Source organism: uncultured Sphingopyxis sp. (assembly GCF_900078365.1).
Lineage (GTDB): Bacteria > Pseudomonadota > Alphaproteobacteria > Sphingomonadales > Sphingomonadaceae > Sphingopyxis.
Window position 1 is genome coordinate 1,696,996 of the sequence record NZ_LT598653.1, and the last position, 18,186, is coordinate 1,715,181.

The following is an 18,186-nucleotide window of genomic DNA, read 5'->3' on the forward strand; positions in this document are numbered from 1 at the left end:
TGAATGGCGGAGCGGGAGGGATTCGAACCCTCGATACGCTTTTGACGTATACTCACTTTCCAGGCGAGCGCCTTCGACCACTCGGCCACCGCTCCGCGTGCTTGGAACGCGCGCCCTAATCGTTTGGCGGGGCTTTCGCAAGCCGATTGGGCGTGGCAGACATCGGCCATGAAATATCTGTTGCTGGCGGCCGCTACGGCTGCATCGCTCATCCTGCCCGTCGCCGCTGCCGAGCCCGCGCCGGCCCCGTCGCCGGGCGAAATCGTCGCGGCGGCGCCGGCGAACGACTGGATCGCCATCACCGCTTCGGACCTGTTGGTGATGGAGCTTGCGCCCGATGCGAAGGGCAAACCGCGCCGCGTCGTCATCCAGTTGATGCCTGCGCCGTTCAGCCAGGGCTGGATCGGCAATATCCGCAAGCTCGCCGCGGCGCATTGGTGGGACGGGACGAGCATCAACCGGGTGCAGGACAATTATGTCGTCCAATGGGGCGATGCGACCGAGAAGAAGGCGTTGCCCGAGGGGTTGGCGACGGTGCCGGAGAGTGCGTATGAAATGGCGCTCGGTGAGGATGTGCTGGCCGCATTGCGCGCGAAGATGAAGGCCGATGAGGACGCGTTGCGCGCGGCTTTTCGGCAGCCGGGCGACGGCAAAATTCGGGCGATCAAACGCGCCATCCCGCGTGATCCATACGCCGACGAGACCATTACATTCCAGGGTTGGCCGATCGCCGTCGACCGTCAGACGCAAACGGGCTGGCCCGTCCACTGCTACGCAATGGTCGGCGTCGGCCGCAACCTGTCGCCCGATACCGGCAGTGGGGCTGAACTCTACGCCGTGATCGGCCATGCGCCGCGCCATCTCGACCGCAACATCGCGCTCGTCGGCCGCGTCGTCAGCGGGATCGAGCATCTGTCGAGCCTGCCGCGCGGGACGGAGGCGCTTGGTTTCTACAATACGGAGGCCGAGCGCACGCCGATCGCGTCGATCCGCATCGCGAGCGAACTGCCGACCGCAGACCAGCCGCGCTTCGAATATCTGTCGACCGAAAGCGACAGCTTTGCGCCCTATGCTGATGCGCGCGCCAACCGGCGCGACCCTTTCTTCGTTCGCCCGGCGGGCGGCGCGGACATCTGCAATATCCCGGTTCCCGTTCGTCCGGTGGCGGCGCAATAGGGCCGGTGGAGGATTTCACGCTCACCACGCCGCTCTGGCGCTGGCAATCGGCGACGGCGTCCGCCGCTTGGTTTTTCGTGACGATAGCGGGCGACGATGCAGACGGGATTCGCGTGGCGGCGATGACCGGACAGTGGCTGGACGGGCGAAAGGGATTCGGCTCTGCGCGCGTCGAGGCGCGAATCGGCGGCACGCGGTGGAGGACTTCGGTGTTCCCGCACAGGGAAAGCGGCGGCTGGCTGCTGCCGGTCAAGGCGGGGGTCCGCAAGGCGGAGGGCCTCGCCGAGGGCGATGTGGTGACCGTGACGGTCAGTCTTTAGGCGGCGCTGCTTCGGCCTTCGCGTCGCGGGCTCGCGTCTTGCGCTTGCGCAGATTGGCGCGCAACGCTTCGGCGAGCCGACGCTCGCGCTCGATGTCTGCGGGGGAGGGCGTCTTGCTCACGAACGCGGCCATGCCCGCGAAATCGCCGCATCGTCAAGCCTCGCGTCTTGACAGGCGACGGGCGCCCCGCCATAGGCCGCGCCTGCCCAGCGAACATGCGTTGGCGGGCGGCCCGGTTGCTGCTGTAGCTCAGTGGTAGAGCGCGTCATTGGTAATGACGAGGTCGACAGTTCAATCCTGTCCAGCAGCACCATTTTCCCACATTCGCAAATCGCTGAACCTTCTCGCGTATGGCTATTTATACGCTTGCGCTCTGGAGATGATGGCTCGCTTCGCGGAGAGCGCGTTTGCAGCGGCAGGGCCACCGAGGCGGGTGTCACTATCCACCCACCAGCGGATCGGCACGCGATCGTCGCGCAGGACAAATTGCCGGAGTTCGACCGAGGGAAACGCGCGGCCCTTCGAGCCTTGTCGCCGCAGCGCCATGAATCGCGTCGTGGGATGAGCTTCAACGATATCAAGGCGAAGTTCGAGGACGGCATCGGCGCGCGAAAGCTTCTGCGGGCGCCACCAGATGATTCGCGTGGCTTGCGCGACGTGGAGTTGCAGGTCGAGGACAGTGCGGCCGCCATAGCGTGCGTGCATTCCGTAATCGGGCTGGTGAATCGCACCGTGCTGGATTTTCAGATCGGCGCCATTTGTTCGCGCCACGCCACTGACACGAAATTCATGTCCGTGCATCTCGCCAAAACGAATGACGCTACGCCCGCTGCCTCCGATGAATTCGCCATGCGCCTCGTTCTTGTTGCCGGCCAGGGTGACGCCGTTCCTGAACGTGCCGCGATAGCTGCTATATTCGGTGTTTCCGTGAAAATTCGCACCGGACAGGCCGCCCACCGGGTCGCTGGCTCCCGTCCCTTCAAAATGAATGTCGCGGTTCATTCCGATCTTGCCGCCTTTGGTCAGGCCGCCGCCGACCGCGATACCGTTGAAATAGCCGTAAACGTCTCCACGCAGCCGCACGTCCTGGCTATTACCGACAAGGATGCCATAGCCCTCATGCGCGTCGGAGAATTGGCGCGCGACGATGTTCTCGCCTCTAATTCCGAAACAGTCCGTAAAGGAAAGAGCACTGTGCTTGCCGCGTTCGACCCGGACATTATCGATGACCGTGCGGTCGAGTGCGGCGAGGCGAAGGGAAAGCTTGATGTCGTCGCGCCCCAGAATGGTTAGCGACGTGCAGGCTTGGGTGAAGCGGTCGCCGGCCCGTTTCCACACCTCGACCTCCGCAGCCCGATAGGTGTCGCGGCAGCCGGCGGCGACCCTGACGGTCGTGGCATCGACGACATGCTCGACACGGAAAATTTCGCCCTTGCGATAATAGTGGCGATATCCGTTGCCGGCGAAATCGACGGTTCCGGAGAGCTGGAACGCGTCTCCGGCCGAAAGGCCGTGGGGGGCTTTGAAGCGGAACAGGTCGGCGCCGATCGTCAAATTGCCGCTCAGATCGGGTAGTCGCGTCTTTGGCGCGCCTTTCACCAGCACGCAAATCCGGTCCGGAAAATTCGCCGGGTCGGCATCACGGAAATCCAGCGTCACTCTGCCGCCTTCGAGAACGCCGGGGGGGATGACAAGCGGCTTCGACAATTTGTAGGTGCCCGACGGCAGATAAGCGCGCCCCGTGGCCGCCAGGCGGGCCATTATGCCCGCCAGCACCTCGTCATCGGCGGTATCCCGCGCAGCGGACGATCGCCCGACGCCAAGCGCCGAAATGGCAAAACCTGCCGCCAGCCCAAATGTCTCTCGGCGTTTCACAGTGTCGGAGCTCGCCAGTTAATATTCAGCCTCAAGGGTTGCATGTCGCGGTCCAAGGTCGGTGCGCGGCCATGAACGGCCGCTTAATCCGCCGCGTCAGATCCTGGCGGCCAGCAGCCAGTCGTGGAACAGCTTGACCGCTGGCTGGCGCAGCGCGCGCGGGCGGCAGACGAACCAGTAGCTGTAAGGGCTGTCGACGTCGAAGTCGAACAAGCGGACGAGGCGCGGGTCGTGCGCATCGTCGAAATGATGGCCGTGCATGAAGGCGACGCCGATGCCCTGCGCCGCGGCCTCGAGCATCAGAGGGCCCGAATCGAAATAGTCGGTCCCGGCCGGCTCGAGATAGGGCATGCCGATCGCCTTTTTCCATTCGGAAAAGGTCTCGGGCATTTCCCTGTGCAGCAGGACAGTCATCCGCTGCATCTGTTCGGGCACCGTTATCGGGCGGTCGCCGTCGGCCAGCGTCCGCGACGCGATCGGGAGCACCTTGTCCTGATCGAGCCGCGCCGCGTAGAGCATCGGATCGATCGAGCGGGCGAGCGCGATCGCCGCGTCGATGCCCTCGCCGAGGCGCGCCTCGCCGTGCGACATGGTGTCGATATCGATATGCAGTTCGGGATGCTGGCGCCGGAGTTCGGGAAGGCGCGGGAACAGCCGCTGCTGCGCGAAGAGCGGCAGGACGTTGAGATGGAGGCGGAGCGACGCGTCGGGACTACCCGCCTGGCCGATCACCGTGCGCAGTTCGTCGAGAAGCGGCGACAATTGCGCGTGCAGCGCGCGCCCGGTCTCGGTGAGGCTGAGTCCATGGTGATGCCGGTTGAACAGCGGGCGCCCCACGGCATGTTCGAGCGTCTGGATGCGGCGCGACAGCGCGGGCATCGACAGGCCGAGCTCAACCGCCGCCGCTTTGACCGTGCCGTGACGGGCGACCTCGAGAAAGGCTTCCATGCTGCTGAGAGGGGGGAGGCGGGGCATATCGATCACCGATGATGGCATGGGCGTGGCGGACTTGCCAGAAATTTGTGCGGTGCGTCATAAAGGAACAGGGTCGCAAATCGGGAACGACGATCCTATCTTCGGCATTCTGACCTTTTTGAGGGAGACGCGCCTTGGCCGATGCGGCGGTAAAAGAAAAACATGTGAAACTGCAGGTGGCGAATTCGCGCGCCGAGGAAAGCGGCGGCGGCATCGCCCGCATTCCGCGCTCGGCGATGGCTGAACTCGGCGTGACCGAGGGCGATATCATCCAGATCAGCGGCAAGCGGCAGACGGCCTCGCGCATCGTCGCGCCTTATACTGAGGATGAGGGGCTGGAGGTCATCCGGCTCGACGGCTTGCAGCGCGCCAATGCCGGCGCAGGCGCCGGCGACATGGTGATGCTCAGCCGTGTCGAGACGCGCCCGGCGACCCGTGTGGTGTTCGCGCCGGCGCAGGAGAATCTTCGCCTTCAGGGTTCGGCCAACGCGCTGAAGCGCAGCTTCTTCGGCCGTCCGCTTGTCGCAGGGGATACGGTCGCGACCGCGGGGCAGCAGCGGTTGCCGTCGGGCGACATGCCGCCGCAGCTTCGCCAGATGCTCAACGCGCCTGCCTATGCGCTCGCCGAGGTGCGCCTGCTCGTCGTCTCCGCGACCCCCAAGGGCGTCGTCTTCATCGACGAGAATACCGAAATCGAATTGCTCCCCGAATATCAGGAGCCGCAGGACGCGCGCCGCACCGACGTCACCTATGACGATCTCGGCGGGCTGGGCGAGACGATCGACCAGCTGCGCGAGATGGTCGAGCTGCCGCTGCGCTATCCCGAGCTGTTCCGTCGGCTGGGCGTCGATCCGCCGCGCGGGGTGCTGCTGCACGGCCCGCCGGGGACGGGCAAGACGCGGCTCGCGCGCGCGGTCGCCAATGAAAGCGAAGCGCAATTCTTCCTGATCAATGGGCCCGAAATCATGGGGTCCGCTTATGGCGAATCCGAAAAGCGGCTGCGCGACATCTTCGAGCAGGCGGCCAAGTCCGCGCCGTCGATCCTGTTCATCGACGAGATCGATTCGATCGCACCGAAGCGTGGGCAGGTGCAGGGTGAGGCGGAAAAGCGGCTCGTGGCGCAGTTGCTGACGCTGATGGACGGGCTGGAGCCGCGAACGAATCTGGTGGTGATCGCGGCGACCAATCGCCCAGACGCGATCGACGAGGCGCTGCGCCGTCCGGGTCGCTTCGACCGCGAGATTGTGATCGGTGTCCCCGACGAAAAGGGGCGGCGCGAGATATTGGGCATCCACACGCGCGGCATGCCGCTGGGCGACAATGTCGATCTCGACGAGCTGTCGCGCACGACCTTCGGCTTCGTCGGCGCTGATATGGCGGCGCTGACCCGCGAAGCGGCGATCGAGGCGGTGCGCCGGATCATGCCCAAGCTCAATCTCGAGGAAGGGACGATCCCGCCCGAGGTGCTCGAGGAACTGCGCGTGACGCGCGAGGACTTCAACAATGCGTTGAAACGCGTCCAGCCCTCGGCGATGCGCGAGGTGATGGTGCAGGCGCCCAAGACGCGCTGGAGCGACATCGGCGGGCTCGACGCGGCGCGCGACAAGCTGATCGAGGGGATCGAGCTGCCGCTGAAGAACCCCGCGGCGTTTCGGCGCCTGGGTATCCGTCCGGCCAAGGGTTTCTTGCTCTATGGTCCGCCCGGAACCGGCAAGACCTTGCTCGCCAAGGCCGCAGCGCGCGAATCGGATGCGAACTTCATCTCGATCAAATCGTCGGACCTCTTGTCGAAATGGTATGGTGAGAGCGAGCAACAGATCGCGCGGCTGTTCCAGCGCGCACGTGCCGTCGCGCCGACGATCATCTTCATTGACGAACTCGACAGCCTCGTGCCCGCCCGCGGCAGCGGGACGTCCGGCGAGCCGCAGGTCACCGAGCGCGTCGTCAACACGATTCTCGCCGAGATGGACGGGATCGAGGAGATGCAGTCGGTCGTCGTCATCGGCGCGACCAATCGCCCGAACCTGATCGACCCGGCGCTGCTGCGCCCGGGGCGGCTCGACGAACTGATCTACGTCTCTGTGCCCAATGCCGAAGGGCGCAAACGCATCCTCGAAATCCAGACGGCGAAGATGCCGCTCGCGGACGACGTCGACCTTGGCGTCCTGGCCGGAAAGTCCGACCGTTTCACCGGCGCCGACCTCGAGGATCTGACCCGGCGCGCAGGGCTTGCCGCGCTCAAGCGTTCGATGGGCAGCGAAACGGTGACGATGGAAGATTTCGAGACGGCGCTGAAGGACACGCGCGCATCGGTGACCGAAGCGATGGAGCGGGATTATGAAAAGATCCAGGGCGAGATCAAACAGGCGGCGATGAGCGTCGATCCGATCGGCTTCTTCGCGCCCGGCATGCTCAAGCCTTCCCGTGAGCGCAAGCATGAGGAACCCAACGACTAGAAGGAAGCGGGCTGGTCCTGCCTGAGCGCGGACCAGCCCCATATCACCAGCCAGCCGCAGAAGCCGGCCATCAGGCTGTAGGCGGCCATCGGGTGCCAGTTATAGAGCAGCACGCCGACCGCGGGCGAGATGATATAGGCCGAGCCGTTGATCGACGCGGTCATGCCGGCGACGCTCCCTTGGTCGCGGCGCGGCACCGAAAGCGACGCGCCCGCGGTGAAGCCGGGACGAAACAGGCCAAAGCCGAGCGAGCCGGTCGCGAAACCGATCGTGATCGCGTGCTGATCCTGTGCGAGTCCGGTCATCAGGATGCCGACACCGGCCAGCGCGGCGCCCCACAATACGGTGGCGCGCGGGGTCAGCTTGAACAGCGGGATGAGCCCCCATTGCGCCAGCAAAGTCGCGATGGCGCCCGACATCAGGACGGTGCCGGTGATATCGGCGCCGATTTTGGGTGTCGGGCGCAAATGGAGCCGGTCGAGAATCAAGAAACCAATGACGCCGAGCATCATCGCCTGGGCCTGCCCGCCCAGAAAGCCTGCGAGCAGCCATGGACGCACCCGTCCATCGCGCCAGCCCAGGGATTCCTGTTCGGGCGCGTCGGGCTCGTTTTCTTCCTCGCCGGTCGGTTCTGGCGGCCCGGCGGAAAGCGGGTAGGGGGCGATCGCGCCGCGCGCGGCGAAGCGCGGCGTGTCGTTGGGCAGGCGCCAGCGCAGCATGACGAGCACGACGAGCCCGATCAGCGCAAAGACGAACATCGGCCCCGCGAGTCCGACGACGGGAAGGATGAAATAGGGCGCGACCGCCGGGCCGATCACCGTGCCGAGGCCGAAGGAGGAGGAAACGAGCGACAGCGCCTGCGTGCGTTGCTGGGGATCGGTGCGCGAGGCGACATAGGCCTGCACGGCCGGGGGCGAGGCCGATCCGAGGCCACCGTAAAGGCTGCGAAACAGGGCGAAGGCGATGAAGGTGACGCCGGCGCCTACAAGACCGGCCAGCCCGGCCCAGAGGACGATCCCGCACAGCGCCATCGACGACAGGAAACCGACGACGCCGAGGGCCATCAACACCTTGCGGCCGCGCTTGTCGGATTGGCGTGCCCAATGCGGCGCGGTGAGAACCCAGAGCAAGGCCGACCAGCTGAACGCCAAGCTGACCCAGACATCGGGTATCTTGAGCTCGGTGCCGATGGCGGGCAGGATCGACTGCATCGCCGTATTGCCTGCCGCGGCGACCAGCATCACTGCGAACAGCACCGCCATGCGATCGGGAGGGATGGAATGCGATGTTGTCGCCATGTCCGCCCCTCTTCGTTTACAGCCGGTAACGCCGCTTCTCCCTACACGCGGACGCCTCGCTGTCCAGAGTCAAGACAGACTCTTTCCTTGCGCGAGCGTGCTGATTTTGCCACGCCTTTGCCAACCGCAACAACGCGAAAGCCATCATGACCAATCCGCGGGCGCAGGCCCAACAAACGAAACTCCCGCTGGCCCGCCGGCTGCGCGAGGGCCTCAAACGCTTTTTCGGGCCGTGGGGCATGTTCGTCCGCGGCTTCATCAAGCACCCGGTCATGGTGGGGTCGATCGTGCCCTCATCGCCGACGCTGATCCGCCACATGCTCCGCCCCGTGGACTGGAAGAATACGAAGCTGTTCGTCGAATATGGGCCCGGCGTCGGCACTTTCTGCCGCCCTGTGCTCGAACATATGGCGGGTGACGCGACGCTGATCGCGATCGACACCAACGAGGATTTCATCGACTATCTCCGGCGGGACATTCGCGACAGCCGCTTCATCGCGGTCCACGGCTCGGCCGCCGACGTCGAGGCGATCGTCCGCGCACATGGCTTCGAGCAGGCCGACTATGTCCTGTCGGGCCTGCCGTTTTCGACCCTGCCCGCGGGCGTCGGCCCTGCCATCGCCGCAGCGACGCACCGCGTGCTTCGCCCGGGCGGCGCCTTCCTTGTCTATCAGTTCCGCGCCCGCGCTCGTGATTTCCTCGCGGCGCATTTTAAGCGCATCGACAATGCGTTCGAATGGGTGAACGTCCCGCCCTGCTTCCTCTTCTGGGGCTGGAAGGACTAAACTTCCGGATCGGGATCCGCGAGCCCGAAGTTGAGTTTCCGCGACACCGTATAATCGACGACGCCGACGACGAACCAGGCGAGCGTCCAGCGCAGCCGGGTCAGCCAGTTGCCGCGTGCCTTGTGCGATTCGGGCGTGATGATTTCGCAGTCGGGGCGCAGGCTCGAAAGGAAGTTGCGCATCTTTTCGGCAAATCCTGCGTCGACGATCCGCACCATCACTTCGACATTCACGAACAGGCTGCGGACGTCGAAATTGGCCGATCCGATATAGACGATATCGTCGATGACGATCAGCTTCATGTGCAGCCGGCACGGCCGATATTCCCAGACGTCGGCGGTTTTGCGCAGCAGATAGCCGTAAAGTAGCCGCGACGCGCCGATCGTCGCCGGATTGTCCGACTTGCCAGCCATCACGAAGCGTGCGCGACCGCGGCGCGCGACGCGGCCGAGCCGGCGCAGCATGCCCTGGCCCGGCGAGAAATAGGCCATCGCCATGTCGAGCTGCCGCGCATCATCGAGGTCGGCGCGCACAGCGCGCGCCCAAGGGGAGAGCCGCTGCGTCGGACCGCCGACCAGCCAGGAGACGGCTTCCCCGCCGACCGGCCATTCGCGGATCAGCCGCCGTAGGGTCAGCACCTTGCCGTCGTCATGAACGGTATAATCGTGGATCTCGGCGAACCATCGCGCCGCATGGACGACGGTTGGTCCGGTGATGACCATCCCGATGTCGAACCAGCAATCGCTGCGCGGCGGGCTCAGATAGTCGTCGGCGATATTGAACCCGCCGGTCACCGCAACATATTCGTCGATGAGGATCAGCTTCTGATGATTGCGGATCAGATAGGTCGACCGCCAGCGCCGCGAGAAGAAGGTCACGCTGCCACCCGCTTCCCGCAGCGGTTCGAACAGGCTGTCGGGGGTTTCCACCGATCCGAAGCTGTCGATGACCGCGCGCACGCGCACCCCGCGTCTGGCGGCAGCCAGCAGCGCATCGAGGATGCGCCGGCCAGCCGCATCGCCCTCGAAGATATACATGATCATATCGACGCTGTGCGCCGCGCCGCCGATCAGGTCGAGCAGCCGCGCCAGCCGATCGCCGCCGTCGAAGAGCAGTTCGAGCCGGTGGCCCGCCACATCCGCCGACAGACGCTGATGCAGGTCGGCTGGAGGGCAGGCGTCGGTCATCCACCGCTCATAGGCTGGCAGCTATAAGGGCCGCAAGAGCGCCGCTTTGGTTGACATCGGCGGGTCTCCCTGCTAGCGCGCAGCGCTTGCCGCCATGCCCCAAAGGCTGGTCTCTCCGATATCTAAGGAAACAATATGGCCCGCGTTACCGTCGAGGATTGCGTCGACAAGATTTCCAACCGCTTCGACCTGGTGCTGCTTTCGGCGCATCGCGCGCGTGAAATCTCGGGCGGCTCGGAACTGACCGTCGACCGCGACCGCGACAAGAACCCCGTTGTCGCGCTGCGCGAGATCGCCGAGCAGACGATCCGTCCCAAGGATCTGCAGGAAACGCTCGTCGGCTCGATGCAGAAGGTCGTCGTCGACGATGACGACACGCCCGATGAAATCAGTTCGATCAGCCGTTCGGCGGAAGCCCTGCGCCTGACCGCCGCTGCGCCGCCGCGCAGTCCCGCGGGCGGCGGCAACGACTTCGAATAAGCGCCGCTTGCATCAGAATCACCAACGGGGCCGCAGGAAACTGCGGCCCTTTGGATTCTCCGGCAAAACGGGCCTGATAAGCCGCCACAGCCAGCCGTCCGCGTCGGAGCGACTAAAAGCCCAAGAGCGCACCAACCTTTGCGCGTACCTCATCGATCACAGCCTTTGATACGGCACCTTTTTTTCTCGCCCCTCGCGCCTTCCAATCGAGGCTCTTGATCTGATCGGACAAGGCGACGCTGGGTGGTGCTTGAGACACGACAACTTCGAATGGATAGCCTTTGATCTGGCTCGTCATCGGGCAGCAAATCATCATGCCCCGCGTCTTGTTGTACGCAGCAGGCGAGAGGACGAGGGCGGGGCGATGACCGGCTTGCTCGTGCCCTGCCTGGGGATCGAATTGCAGCCACACAATATCGCCAGTGTCGGGCACATAGCGACTGACCATCAAAGCATCTCATTACCAACCGGTGGACCAAAATCGACAATCTCGTGGAACGTCTCCGGTTTCATGCCCGCAAGCAGTTCGTCGAGCGTGTAAGCAGGCTTCAAAACCGGTTCGATGATGAGCCGACCGCCTTCTTCGCGAACTTCGACCTCCTGGCCGACATTCAGCGCAGCCGCCACCATGAGTCCGGAAGGGATGCGGATTGCCGCACTATTGCCCCACTTTTTTACCAGGATGCCCATCGGAGACTCCATTCTGCAATGATAATGATACATTAGCAGAATGCAGCAATGTGTCAACAAATGTATCTACATTTGCGATAGGGCAGCGCTTCTTCTCAAACGCCCGGCTCTCTCATCGTCCGCAATGTTCGCGGGCAATTGCCTTACAATAAATATCAACCGAAATGCCGGATGACCGGCCTTGGCTTATGGAAGCTGGGTGAGTTCGGTGATGCGGATCGTTTTCGACGCGAGCATCGGGTCGAGTATTCGCTGGATGCGGCGCGCGCGCTGTGAACCGACCGCGATGTTGAACAGGCTGTTGGCGATCACGTCGGCGATCTGGACGCCGTCGCTGCGGCGGCTGTCGGCGAGCGAGGCGCGGCCCCATTGGCCGAGGCCTGCCTGTATCTCTTCGCGGACGCCCGCGAGTATCTTGGGATCGTAGCGGCCATCGTCGATCACGACGTCGGTGCAGACACCGCCCGTCTCGGGTAGCCAGCGCCCGATCGCGAGATCGAGCAGCGCGGCATAGAGCGCCAGATCGCTCGGCAGCGTTCCGCCCGGATTTTGGGCGAGCTGGTCGCGCTTGGCGACCGCGACCCACGCCCGGCCGCCGGCGCGATCGAACAGTTCGAGCAGATAGGCGCGCTCGACGAGGCTGATGCGGCTGCCCTTGAGCTCGCCGCGCAGTCCCGTGACGCCGCGGAACCGGTCATGGATTTCGGTCGCGGCCTGGGGTGTCAGCATCACCGCCGAGAAGGTCATCGCGCCCGCGTTGAGCCCGCCCGATTCGTCGCAATAGATCGTCATTCCCGCTGGTTACCGCACGCGCCCGAAAAAGGCGACCGATCGGCTCTCGCCGGACGCGATGGCGTCGGGCCAGAGCCAGCGGACATGCGTGACGTCGGCGGTTGTGGCGGGGCGAGGGACTGAGCCTTCGACTGGCACGGCGAGATCGGCGAGCGGGCCGAAATTCTTGCCGGCGTCGACCGAGACACCGAATCCCGCGGCGTCGTCGGTCCCGTCATAAGCCAGACCCTCGGGAATAGGATTGACCAGATTGACGCCTGAGGCGGGGGCGGCGCCCCTGTTGATAAAGGTCAGAGTGACGCGCACACGGTCTCCGGGCACGACGACGTCGGGCGCAACATAGGTCTTTTTCGCGGGTTGGCCGTCTGCAGCGGTCGTCGATCTCTCAAGTTCGATCCTGCTCGTCAGCGCGCCGCTGTCCTGCGCCGCCGCCGCTCCGGAGTTGACGGCCAGAAACATCGCCGCGGCCAATATAGTCCCCACCTTGCCGATCATATAGGCATCTCCTTCGGTCCTTCCGCACTTTTGGCGCATCAGGCAGGGCAGGGATAGCGTTTCTTCATCAGGGCATCGAAGGCCGAATAGACGCTGACCTTCCTGCGCACAGCGACCGGATAGCTGCGCAGGTGCGACAGCCATTGATCGGGGGTGAGGCTGCCCGATTCGGGCGGGCAACTCGTCGTCTTGCGCCCGGCGCGGCGTTCGGCGTCGATCCGCGCCTTGTAGCGTTTGCCTGCCGCGACGACTTCGCCCTTTAGCTGATGGCCTTGCGGCGTCGCGAGTGCGAGCGGACCGAGCCGTTCGATCGAGGCCGCGCGCGCCAGAAATGCCGCAACGCTCATGTCGCCCGGCGCCATGGCGCAGAGGAAAGGTGCAGCGAGCAGGACAGGCAGGACGCGCGCTTGTTTGGCGTTTATCATGCCCCGTACCTGCCCCCGGCCAATGAATGCTCCCTGAATCGAAGGGGCTAGGCGCGAAGCCTATGCCCCTTGGGGATTGGCGTCGCCGAACGGACGCGGCTTGCGCTTGATTTGCGGCAGGCCGCCAGCATGGCCCGAAATGGGCGTGCCGCGCTTGCCGGCATCGTCCTCGCGGCCGATGTCTTCGCCCTTGATCGCGCGCTTCGCTTCCTCGCCCGACAGGGTTTCATATTCGAGTAGTGCGCCAGCAAGCAGGTGGAGCTCGTCGATATGGTCGGTGAGGACCTTGCGCGCGACCTTTTCGCCTTCCTCGACAAGGCGGCGGACTTCGGCGTCGATCAGCTTGGCGGTCTCTTCGGACATGTTCTGGGCGCGCGACACGCTGTGGCCGAGGAAAACCTCGTCCTGATTGTCGCGATAGCGCAGCCAGCCCAATTTTTCGGACATGCCATATTCCATGACCATGGCGCGCGCCATGTCGGTCGCCTGCTGGATGTCGTTCGACGCGCCGGTGTTGAGTTCGTCCTTGCCGTAGATGAGCTGCTCGGCGATGCGGCCGCCGAAGCAGAGCGCGAGGCGCGCCTTCATCTGCTTCATATTCTGCGAATAACGGTCGCGCTCGGGCAGGTTCCACGTCACGCCCAACGCGCGGCCGCGCGGGATGATCGTGACCTTGTGCAGCGGGTCGTTGTGTTCGACATGAAGCGAGACGAGCGCGTGGCCGGCCTCGTGATAGGCGGTCGCCTTCTTCTCGTCCTCGGTCATCACCATCGAGCGGCGCTCGGCGCCCATCATGACCTTGTCCTTGGCTTCCTCGAACTCGTTCGAGGCGATCAGGCGCTTGCCCTTGCGCGCCGCGAGCAATGCCGCTTCGTTGCAAAGATTAGCCAGATCGGCGCCCGAGAAACCCGGAGTTCCGCGCGCGATGCGGCGCAGGTCGACGTCGGGCGCGAGCGGCTTCTTGCGCGTATGGACCTCGAGGATCTTCTGGCGCCCCTCGATGTCGGGGCGCGGCACGACGACCTGGCGGTCGAAGCGGCCGGGGCGGAGGAGGGCGGGGTCGAGCACGTCGGGACGGTTGGTCGCGGCGACGATGATGATGCCTTCGTTCGCCTCGAAGCCGTCCATCTCGACGAGGAGCTGGTTCAGCGTCTGTTCGCGCTCGTCGTTGCCGTTTCCGAGCCCGGCGCCGCGGTGGCGGCCGACGGCGTCGATCTCGTCGATGAAGACGATGCACGGCGCGTTGCGCTTGGCCTGCTCGAACATATCGCGCACGCGCGATGCGCCGACGCCGACGAACATCTCGACGAAGTCCGAGCCCGAAATGGTGAAGAAGGGAACGCCCGCCTCGCCCGCGATCGCGCGGGCGAGCAAGGTCTTGCCGGTGCCGGGCGAGCCGACGAGCAGCGCGCCCTTCGGAATCTGGCCGCCGAGCTTCGAAAATTTGGTCGGGTCCTTCAGGAATTCGACGATTTCCTCGAGCTCCTCGCGCGCCTCGTCGATGCCCGCGACATCGTCAAAGGTCACGCGGCCCTGCTTTTCGGTGAGCATCTTGGCGCGTGACTTGCCGAAGCCCATCGCGCCCGAGCCGTTGTTCTTCTGAACCTGGCGGAAGACGAAGAAGGCGATGCCGAGGATCAGCAGGAAGGGCAGCGACTGGACGAGCATATACATCCAGAAATTCGGCACTTCGGCCGCCTTTCCGTCATATTTGACGCCATTTTCGTTGAGCATCTTGAGCAGCTCGGGATCGCGCACGACGTTGGCGGTGAAGCGGTCGCCGTTCGACAGCGTGCCGGTCACCTTGTCTTCGGACAGCACGACGTCCTTGACGCTGCCCTCCTCGACCTTCTGGCGGAATTCCGAATAGGCGAGCGGACTGCCCGCGGGCTGTGCGGCGCCGCCGAACATCGAGGCGACGAGGAGCATGGCCAGCAGGATGCCGCTCCAGATCATCACGCTCTTCATCCAGGGGTTGCCCTGCGGTTCCTTGTCGTCCTGCATCGGAATCTTTCCAAAAGCCGCGCGCGCGGCGCTTCAATGCTGCCAAGATAGGATAATCGGGTTAAATGACAATGAGGCAATCGGCCTTATTTGCGCGCTTTCCGCCGCGGCGCCGCGGAAATGCGCCAGATCGTCCCTTCGAGGCCGCGTACCGCGTCGATCAGCAGCTCGCCGACCATCGCGCGGCGGCCCTCGTGCATCGCGGCGATCACGCCATCGAGCGAAGCGCCGCGCAGGACGAGCTGGGGCGCGTTGGCGCGCAGGCGCTGCGCGACGATGCGGCGGAACATCTCGGGGGGATAGCCATCGTCGCGGATCACCGCGATGTCGGAGGCGTCGGGCCATGACGCGATCAGCCGCTCGACCGCCCAGTCGAGCGCCTCGTCGGCCTCGGCAAGCCAAGCCGCCGATTTCGCCGCGGCGACGGGATCGAGCGCGGTCTGCGATCGCAGCGCGTGGCGCAGCCGCGCGCGGTCGAAGCGGTCGTTGCTGTTCGATGGATCATCGACGAACGGCAGGTCGTTGTCGAGCGCAACCTCGACGAGCTCGCTCCTCCGCCAGTCGAGCAGCGGGCGCAGGATCAGGCCGTTTTTCGCGCGGATCGCAGCGAGGCCGCCGACGCCACTCGACCGGTTGAGCCGCATCACGATCGTTTCGAGCTGATCGTCGGCATGATGCGCGGTGACGATATGGTCGAGCGCGTTCGCCGCGCGCCATTGTTCGAGCAGGCGATAGCGTTCGGCGCGCGCCGCCGCCTGCTGCGATCCGATGATCGGCGCCGGGGGTGCGAGCGTCGAATGGGGGATATGTTCGCGCGCGCAAAAGCCCGCGACCATCCGCGCTTCGTCGTCAGACCCCTTGCGGAGGCCGTGATCGACCGTCGCCGCCCAGACCTGTCCGGGCAGCAGACTGGTCATCAACCAGAGCAGTGCCATGCTGTCGGGGCCGCCCGATACCGCGACACCGTAATGGAGCCGGTGCCAGTCGGGGCCAAGCAGCGCCGCGATGCCGCGGGCCAACCGGCCGGCGAGGTCGCGATCAGCAGCCTGCTTTTGCTTTTGCGGCGGCAGCATCGGTGCGGACATCCTGCGGCGCCTTGTCGCCATAGACTTCGTCGAGCTCGCGGAACGCCTTGCAAGCATCGGACTTGCGCCCGAGCTTGTCGAGTGCGACGCCCATATACATCAGGCTGTGCGGCGCGCGGGGGCCGCTCGGGCGGTCCTTGTAGTTATTATAGAAGGCGACCGCGGCAAGGCTAGGTTTGCCTTCGTCGAGATAGGCGCGGCCGAGCAGATTCTGCGCGAAGCTCGCATAGCTGCTCTTCGGCCATTTTTCGGCGACCGTCTTCAACTGCGCCTGCGCCTCGGGATAGAGCTTGGCGTCCCATAGCCGATAGCCATAATCATAAGCGTCCTTCGTCTCGTTGCCGGTCGACGGCACTTCGACCTTCTTGACGAGCGCGAGCCGCGCCGCATCGGGGGAGCCAGGCTTTGCAGCCGGCTTGCCGGCGGGCTTCTTCGCCGGCGCTGCGGCCACGGTGGATACGGTCGCGGGTGCCTTAACCGTGGGCGCGAGGCCCGCCGGAGTTGCGGCCGGGTCGACCGCCGCCGGATCGGCAAAGCGTTTGTCCATTTCGGCCTTATGGGCGGTGAACGCCTTTTCGAGTTCGCGTAGATGATAGGCATTCTGTTCGGTCTGGCCGGTCAGCGTCTGCAACTGTTCCTCGAGCGCATCGACCCGCGCGGTCAGGTCGATCACCGGAGCGTTGGCGCGCGAGCGTTCGCCCGGCGTGTTGTCGGGCGCGATCTCGCCTTCGAAAAAGGTCGGGTTGCCGCCGGGGAAGACCGAGCGTTGGACGGCCCGCATTTCCTTCTCGAGCCGCTCCACGCGCTTGCCGATGTTGTTGTCCTGCGCCGCCGCCGGCATGGCCGCTGCGAGCGCGATCGCCGCCGCTCCGAGAAAAGTGATCTGACGCGTCATCATCATCTGCCGTTAGGTCCCCACTGATTAACCAATTGCGCCGCCATAACGCGGCAATCGGCGCCAGCGCAAACCCATTTCGGTGCGCTGCCGTTCGAACCGGCCCGGATGGCCGGTGTTTCAGGCCCTGTTTACCCCCTAGGACGGATCGACATTTAGCCCCCGGCGGCCTGCAAATGGCGGTCTTCCGCGCTTCCGGTGCTCACGTGCCAAAAGCACGCTGCGCTCCGGGTCACGGAAAACCACCATTTTCGATTCACCAGGAACTAAATGTCGACCCGTCCTAGCCTTTGGGCTCAGCCTTTGGGGCGTGGCCCCGTGGGAGTGCTGCTCCCGCTGCCTTCGGTGCGTGCAGTCAGGTCGGCGGGTTTCAGCGAAACGCCCTTTACGAGCGTGTCGGCGGGCCCGATCGACCCGACGTCGCGGCCGCCGACAGTGACCCGCAGCGCCTGCGGGATGCTCGTGCGCAGCGTGAATTGTTCGATATAGGCGGGCGGCACCTGATAGACTTCGCCAGCTTCGAGCGTGCGCCAGTTCTCGGTCTTGCCGGTCGCATCGTCGAAGCCGATCCAGACTTCCGCAAGGCCGGTCAGCACGACTGGCGCGTTCGCCGCGACGGCAGCAGCGCCGGCTTTGGTCGCGGACGTCGGGGCGGCGTCGCTCTGCGGCGCTTCGGATTCGTCGGCGGCGCGGTTCTGCGCGGCGATCAGCGCCTCGTCGGGTTCGACCGAGAGGAAGCGCCAGACGCCATAGGCCGAGGCGAGCAGCAGCGTGACGATGACCAGCGTCCAGGTCAGCCGCGCCGTCGGCAGGCGCGCGGGATCGGTCGGCTCATAGGCCTCGTAAAGCGGCCGCGAACCATATTCGTCGTCCTCGAGCTCCTGGCGGACCGCGGCGCCGATCTCAGCCTCGGGCAAATCGACAGCGCGCGCATAGGCGCGCGCGAAACCGGTGACATAGGTCCGGCCCGGAAGTTCCGAAAAATCGGACTTCTCGATCGCGGCAAGGTGGCGCTGGGTGATGCGCGTCCGCGTCGCCACGTCGGCGAGCGACAGTCCCGCCGCCTCCCGCGCCAGCCGAAGCCGATCGCCGGTGCGCGTGATCGCCAACTCGCCCTGTTCGGGGGCGACGTCCTCATCCGTCATTGCTGTCTCCGTGCCGGTCGTTGGACCCAGGTTCGACCGTGTCGCCCGTTCATCGCATTGACGGCGCGAGAAAGTCAAATGAAGTTCGGTAAACGGCCGGTT

19 protein-coding genes and 2 tRNA genes are annotated in these 18,186 nt (G+C 65.0%); 6 read left to right on the forward strand and 15 right to left on the reverse strand.

Annotated elements, in window-relative coordinates; all coding sequences use genetic code 11:
• Positions 1-4 precede the first annotated feature (4 nt).
• Positions 5-95: transfer RNA gene (locus QZL87_RS07730), tRNA-Ser, on the reverse strand.
• Between the two features lie 73 nt (positions 96-168).
• On the opposite strand from QZL87_RS07730, the gene QZL87_RS07735 reads away from it, so the two are divergent.
• Both QZL87_RS07735 and QZL87_RS07740 read left to right on the forward strand, forming a co-directional pair.
• On the forward strand, positions 169-1,176 hold the full coding sequence (locus tag QZL87_RS07735; RefSeq protein ID WP_295325983.1) for a peptidylprolyl isomerase: 1,008 nt from the start codon (positions 169-171) through the stop codon (positions 1,174-1,176).
• A 5-nt stretch (positions 1,177-1,181) separates the two neighbouring features.
• Positions 1,182-1,496 (forward strand): DUF1905 domain-containing protein, encoded by a 315-nt coding sequence (locus QZL87_RS07740; RefSeq protein WP_295325986.1) that lies wholly within the window; start codon positions 1,182-1,184, stop codon positions 1,494-1,496.
• Here the strand turns inward: QZL87_RS07740 and QZL87_RS07745 are convergent.
• On the reverse strand, positions 1,486-1,629 hold the full coding sequence (locus tag QZL87_RS07745; protein ID WP_295325990.1) for a hypothetical protein: 144 nt from the start codon (positions 1,627-1,629) through the stop codon (positions 1,486-1,488). The genes QZL87_RS07740 and QZL87_RS07745 overlap by 11 nt on opposite strands.
• Before the next feature lie 106 nt (positions 1,630-1,735).
• Between QZL87_RS07745 and QZL87_RS07750 the strand changes: the two genes are divergently transcribed.
• A tRNA-Thr gene (locus tag QZL87_RS07750) sits at positions 1,736-1,810 on the forward strand.
• Between the two features lie 41 nt (positions 1,811-1,851).
• Here the strand turns inward: QZL87_RS07750 and QZL87_RS07755 are convergent.
• Together QZL87_RS07755 and QZL87_RS07760 are read right to left on the reverse strand one after the other, a co-directional pair.
• The gene (locus QZL87_RS07755; RefSeq protein WP_295325994.1) at positions 1,852-3,372 is read right to left on the reverse strand and encodes a hypothetical protein; all 1,521 of its coding nucleotides are present in this window, start codon (positions 3,370-3,372) and stop codon (positions 1,852-1,854) included.
• Positions 3,373-3,468: 96 nt separating this feature from the next.
• A complete protein-coding gene (locus QZL87_RS07760; RefSeq protein WP_295325998.1) occupies positions 3,469-4,347 on the reverse strand; it encodes a LysR substrate-binding domain-containing protein in 879 nt (292 codons plus the stop codon).
• Positions 4,348-4,481: 134 nt separating this feature from the next.
• Here QZL87_RS07760 and QZL87_RS07765 point away from each other — a divergent pair, with 134 nt between their 5' ends.
• Complete coding sequence (locus QZL87_RS07765; protein WP_295326003.1) at positions 4,482-6,803, forward strand: CDC48 family AAA ATPase; 2,322 nt, start codon at positions 4,482-4,484, stop codon at positions 6,801-6,803.
• Here QZL87_RS07765 and QZL87_RS07770 read toward each other — a convergent pair.
• Positions 6,800-8,101, reverse strand: a complete 1,302-nt coding sequence (locus QZL87_RS07770; protein ID WP_295326008.1) for an MFS transporter — start codon at positions 8,099-8,101, stop codon at positions 6,800-6,802. The two genes, QZL87_RS07765 and QZL87_RS07770, sit on opposite strands and share 4 nt — an antisense overlap.
• A 146-nt stretch (positions 8,102-8,247) precedes the next feature.
• Here QZL87_RS07770 and QZL87_RS07775 point away from each other — a divergent pair, with 146 nt between their 5' ends.
• Entirely contained in the window at positions 8,248-8,886 is a 639-nt protein-coding gene (locus tag QZL87_RS07775) for a methyltransferase domain-containing protein (RefSeq protein ID WP_295326011.1), read from the forward strand.
• Here QZL87_RS07775 and QZL87_RS07780 read toward each other — a convergent pair.
• A complete protein-coding gene (locus tag QZL87_RS07780; RefSeq protein WP_295326014.1) occupies positions 8,883-10,073 on the reverse strand; it encodes a phosphatidylserine/phosphatidylglycerophosphate/cardiolipin synthase family protein in 1,191 nt (396 codons plus the stop codon). The two genes, QZL87_RS07775 and QZL87_RS07780, sit on opposite strands and share 4 nt — an antisense overlap.
• Before the next feature lie 135 nt (positions 10,074-10,208).
• On the opposite strand from QZL87_RS07780, the gene rpoZ reads away from it, so the two are divergent.
• The gene (gene rpoZ / locus QZL87_RS07785) at positions 10,209-10,553 is read left to right on the forward strand and encodes a DNA-directed RNA polymerase subunit omega (protein WP_295326017.1); all 345 of its coding nucleotides are present in this window, start codon (positions 10,209-10,211) and stop codon (positions 10,551-10,553) included.
• Between the two features lie 112 nt (positions 10,554-10,665).
• Here rpoZ and mazF read toward each other — a convergent pair whose 3' ends face one another.
• From mazF to QZL87_RS07830, 9 genes are all read right to left on the reverse strand, one after another.
• Positions 10,666-11,001: an endoribonuclease MazF gene (gene mazF, locus QZL87_RS07790; RefSeq protein ID WP_295326020.1), complete on the reverse strand. Its 336-nt coding sequence runs from the start codon at positions 10,999-11,001 to the stop codon at positions 10,666-10,668.
• Positions 11,001-11,243 (reverse strand): AbrB/MazE/SpoVT family DNA-binding domain-containing protein, encoded by a 243-nt coding sequence (locus QZL87_RS07795; protein WP_295326023.1) that lies wholly within the window; start codon positions 11,241-11,243, stop codon positions 11,001-11,003. Before QZL87_RS07795 ends, mazF begins: the two co-directional genes overlap by 1 nt.
• A gap of 186 nt (positions 11,244-11,429) precedes the next feature.
• A complete protein-coding gene (locus tag QZL87_RS07800; protein ID WP_295326025.1) occupies positions 11,430-12,035 on the reverse strand; it encodes a DUF3800 domain-containing protein in 606 nt (201 codons plus the stop codon).
• A gap of 9 nt (positions 12,036-12,044) precedes the next feature.
• Positions 12,045-12,530, reverse strand: a complete 486-nt coding sequence (locus QZL87_RS07805) for a hypothetical protein (protein ID WP_295326027.1) — start codon at positions 12,528-12,530, stop codon at positions 12,045-12,047.
• Positions 12,531-12,568: 38 nt separating this feature from the next.
• Positions 12,569-12,955 carry a hypothetical protein gene (locus QZL87_RS07810; protein WP_295326029.1) on the reverse strand — a complete coding sequence of 129 codons (387 nt, stop codon included), beginning with the start codon at positions 12,953-12,955 and terminating at the stop codon, positions 12,569-12,571.
• 60 nt (positions 12,956-13,015) lie between these two features.
• The gene (gene ftsH / locus QZL87_RS07815; protein ID WP_295326032.1) at positions 13,016-14,959 is read right to left on the reverse strand and encodes an ATP-dependent zinc metalloprotease FtsH; all 1,944 of its coding nucleotides are present in this window, start codon (positions 14,957-14,959) and stop codon (positions 13,016-13,018) included.
• A gap of 86 nt (positions 14,960-15,045) precedes the next feature.
• Positions 15,046-16,044, reverse strand: coding sequence for a tRNA lysidine(34) synthetase TilS (gene tilS, locus QZL87_RS07820; protein WP_295326034.1), 999 nt, complete (start codon positions 16,042-16,044; stop codon positions 15,046-15,048).
• Positions 15,998-16,939 carry a hypothetical protein gene (locus QZL87_RS07825; RefSeq protein ID WP_295326036.1) on the reverse strand — a complete coding sequence of 314 codons (942 nt, stop codon included), beginning with the start codon at positions 16,937-16,939 and terminating at the stop codon, positions 15,998-16,000. The genes tilS and QZL87_RS07825 overlap by 47 nt, the downstream gene beginning before the upstream one ends.
• 296 nt (positions 16,940-17,235) lie before the next feature.
• A complete protein-coding gene (locus QZL87_RS07830; protein ID WP_295326039.1) occupies positions 17,236-18,084 on the reverse strand; it encodes a helix-turn-helix domain-containing protein in 849 nt (282 codons plus the stop codon).
• Between the last annotated feature and the right edge of the window lie 102 nt (positions 18,085-18,186).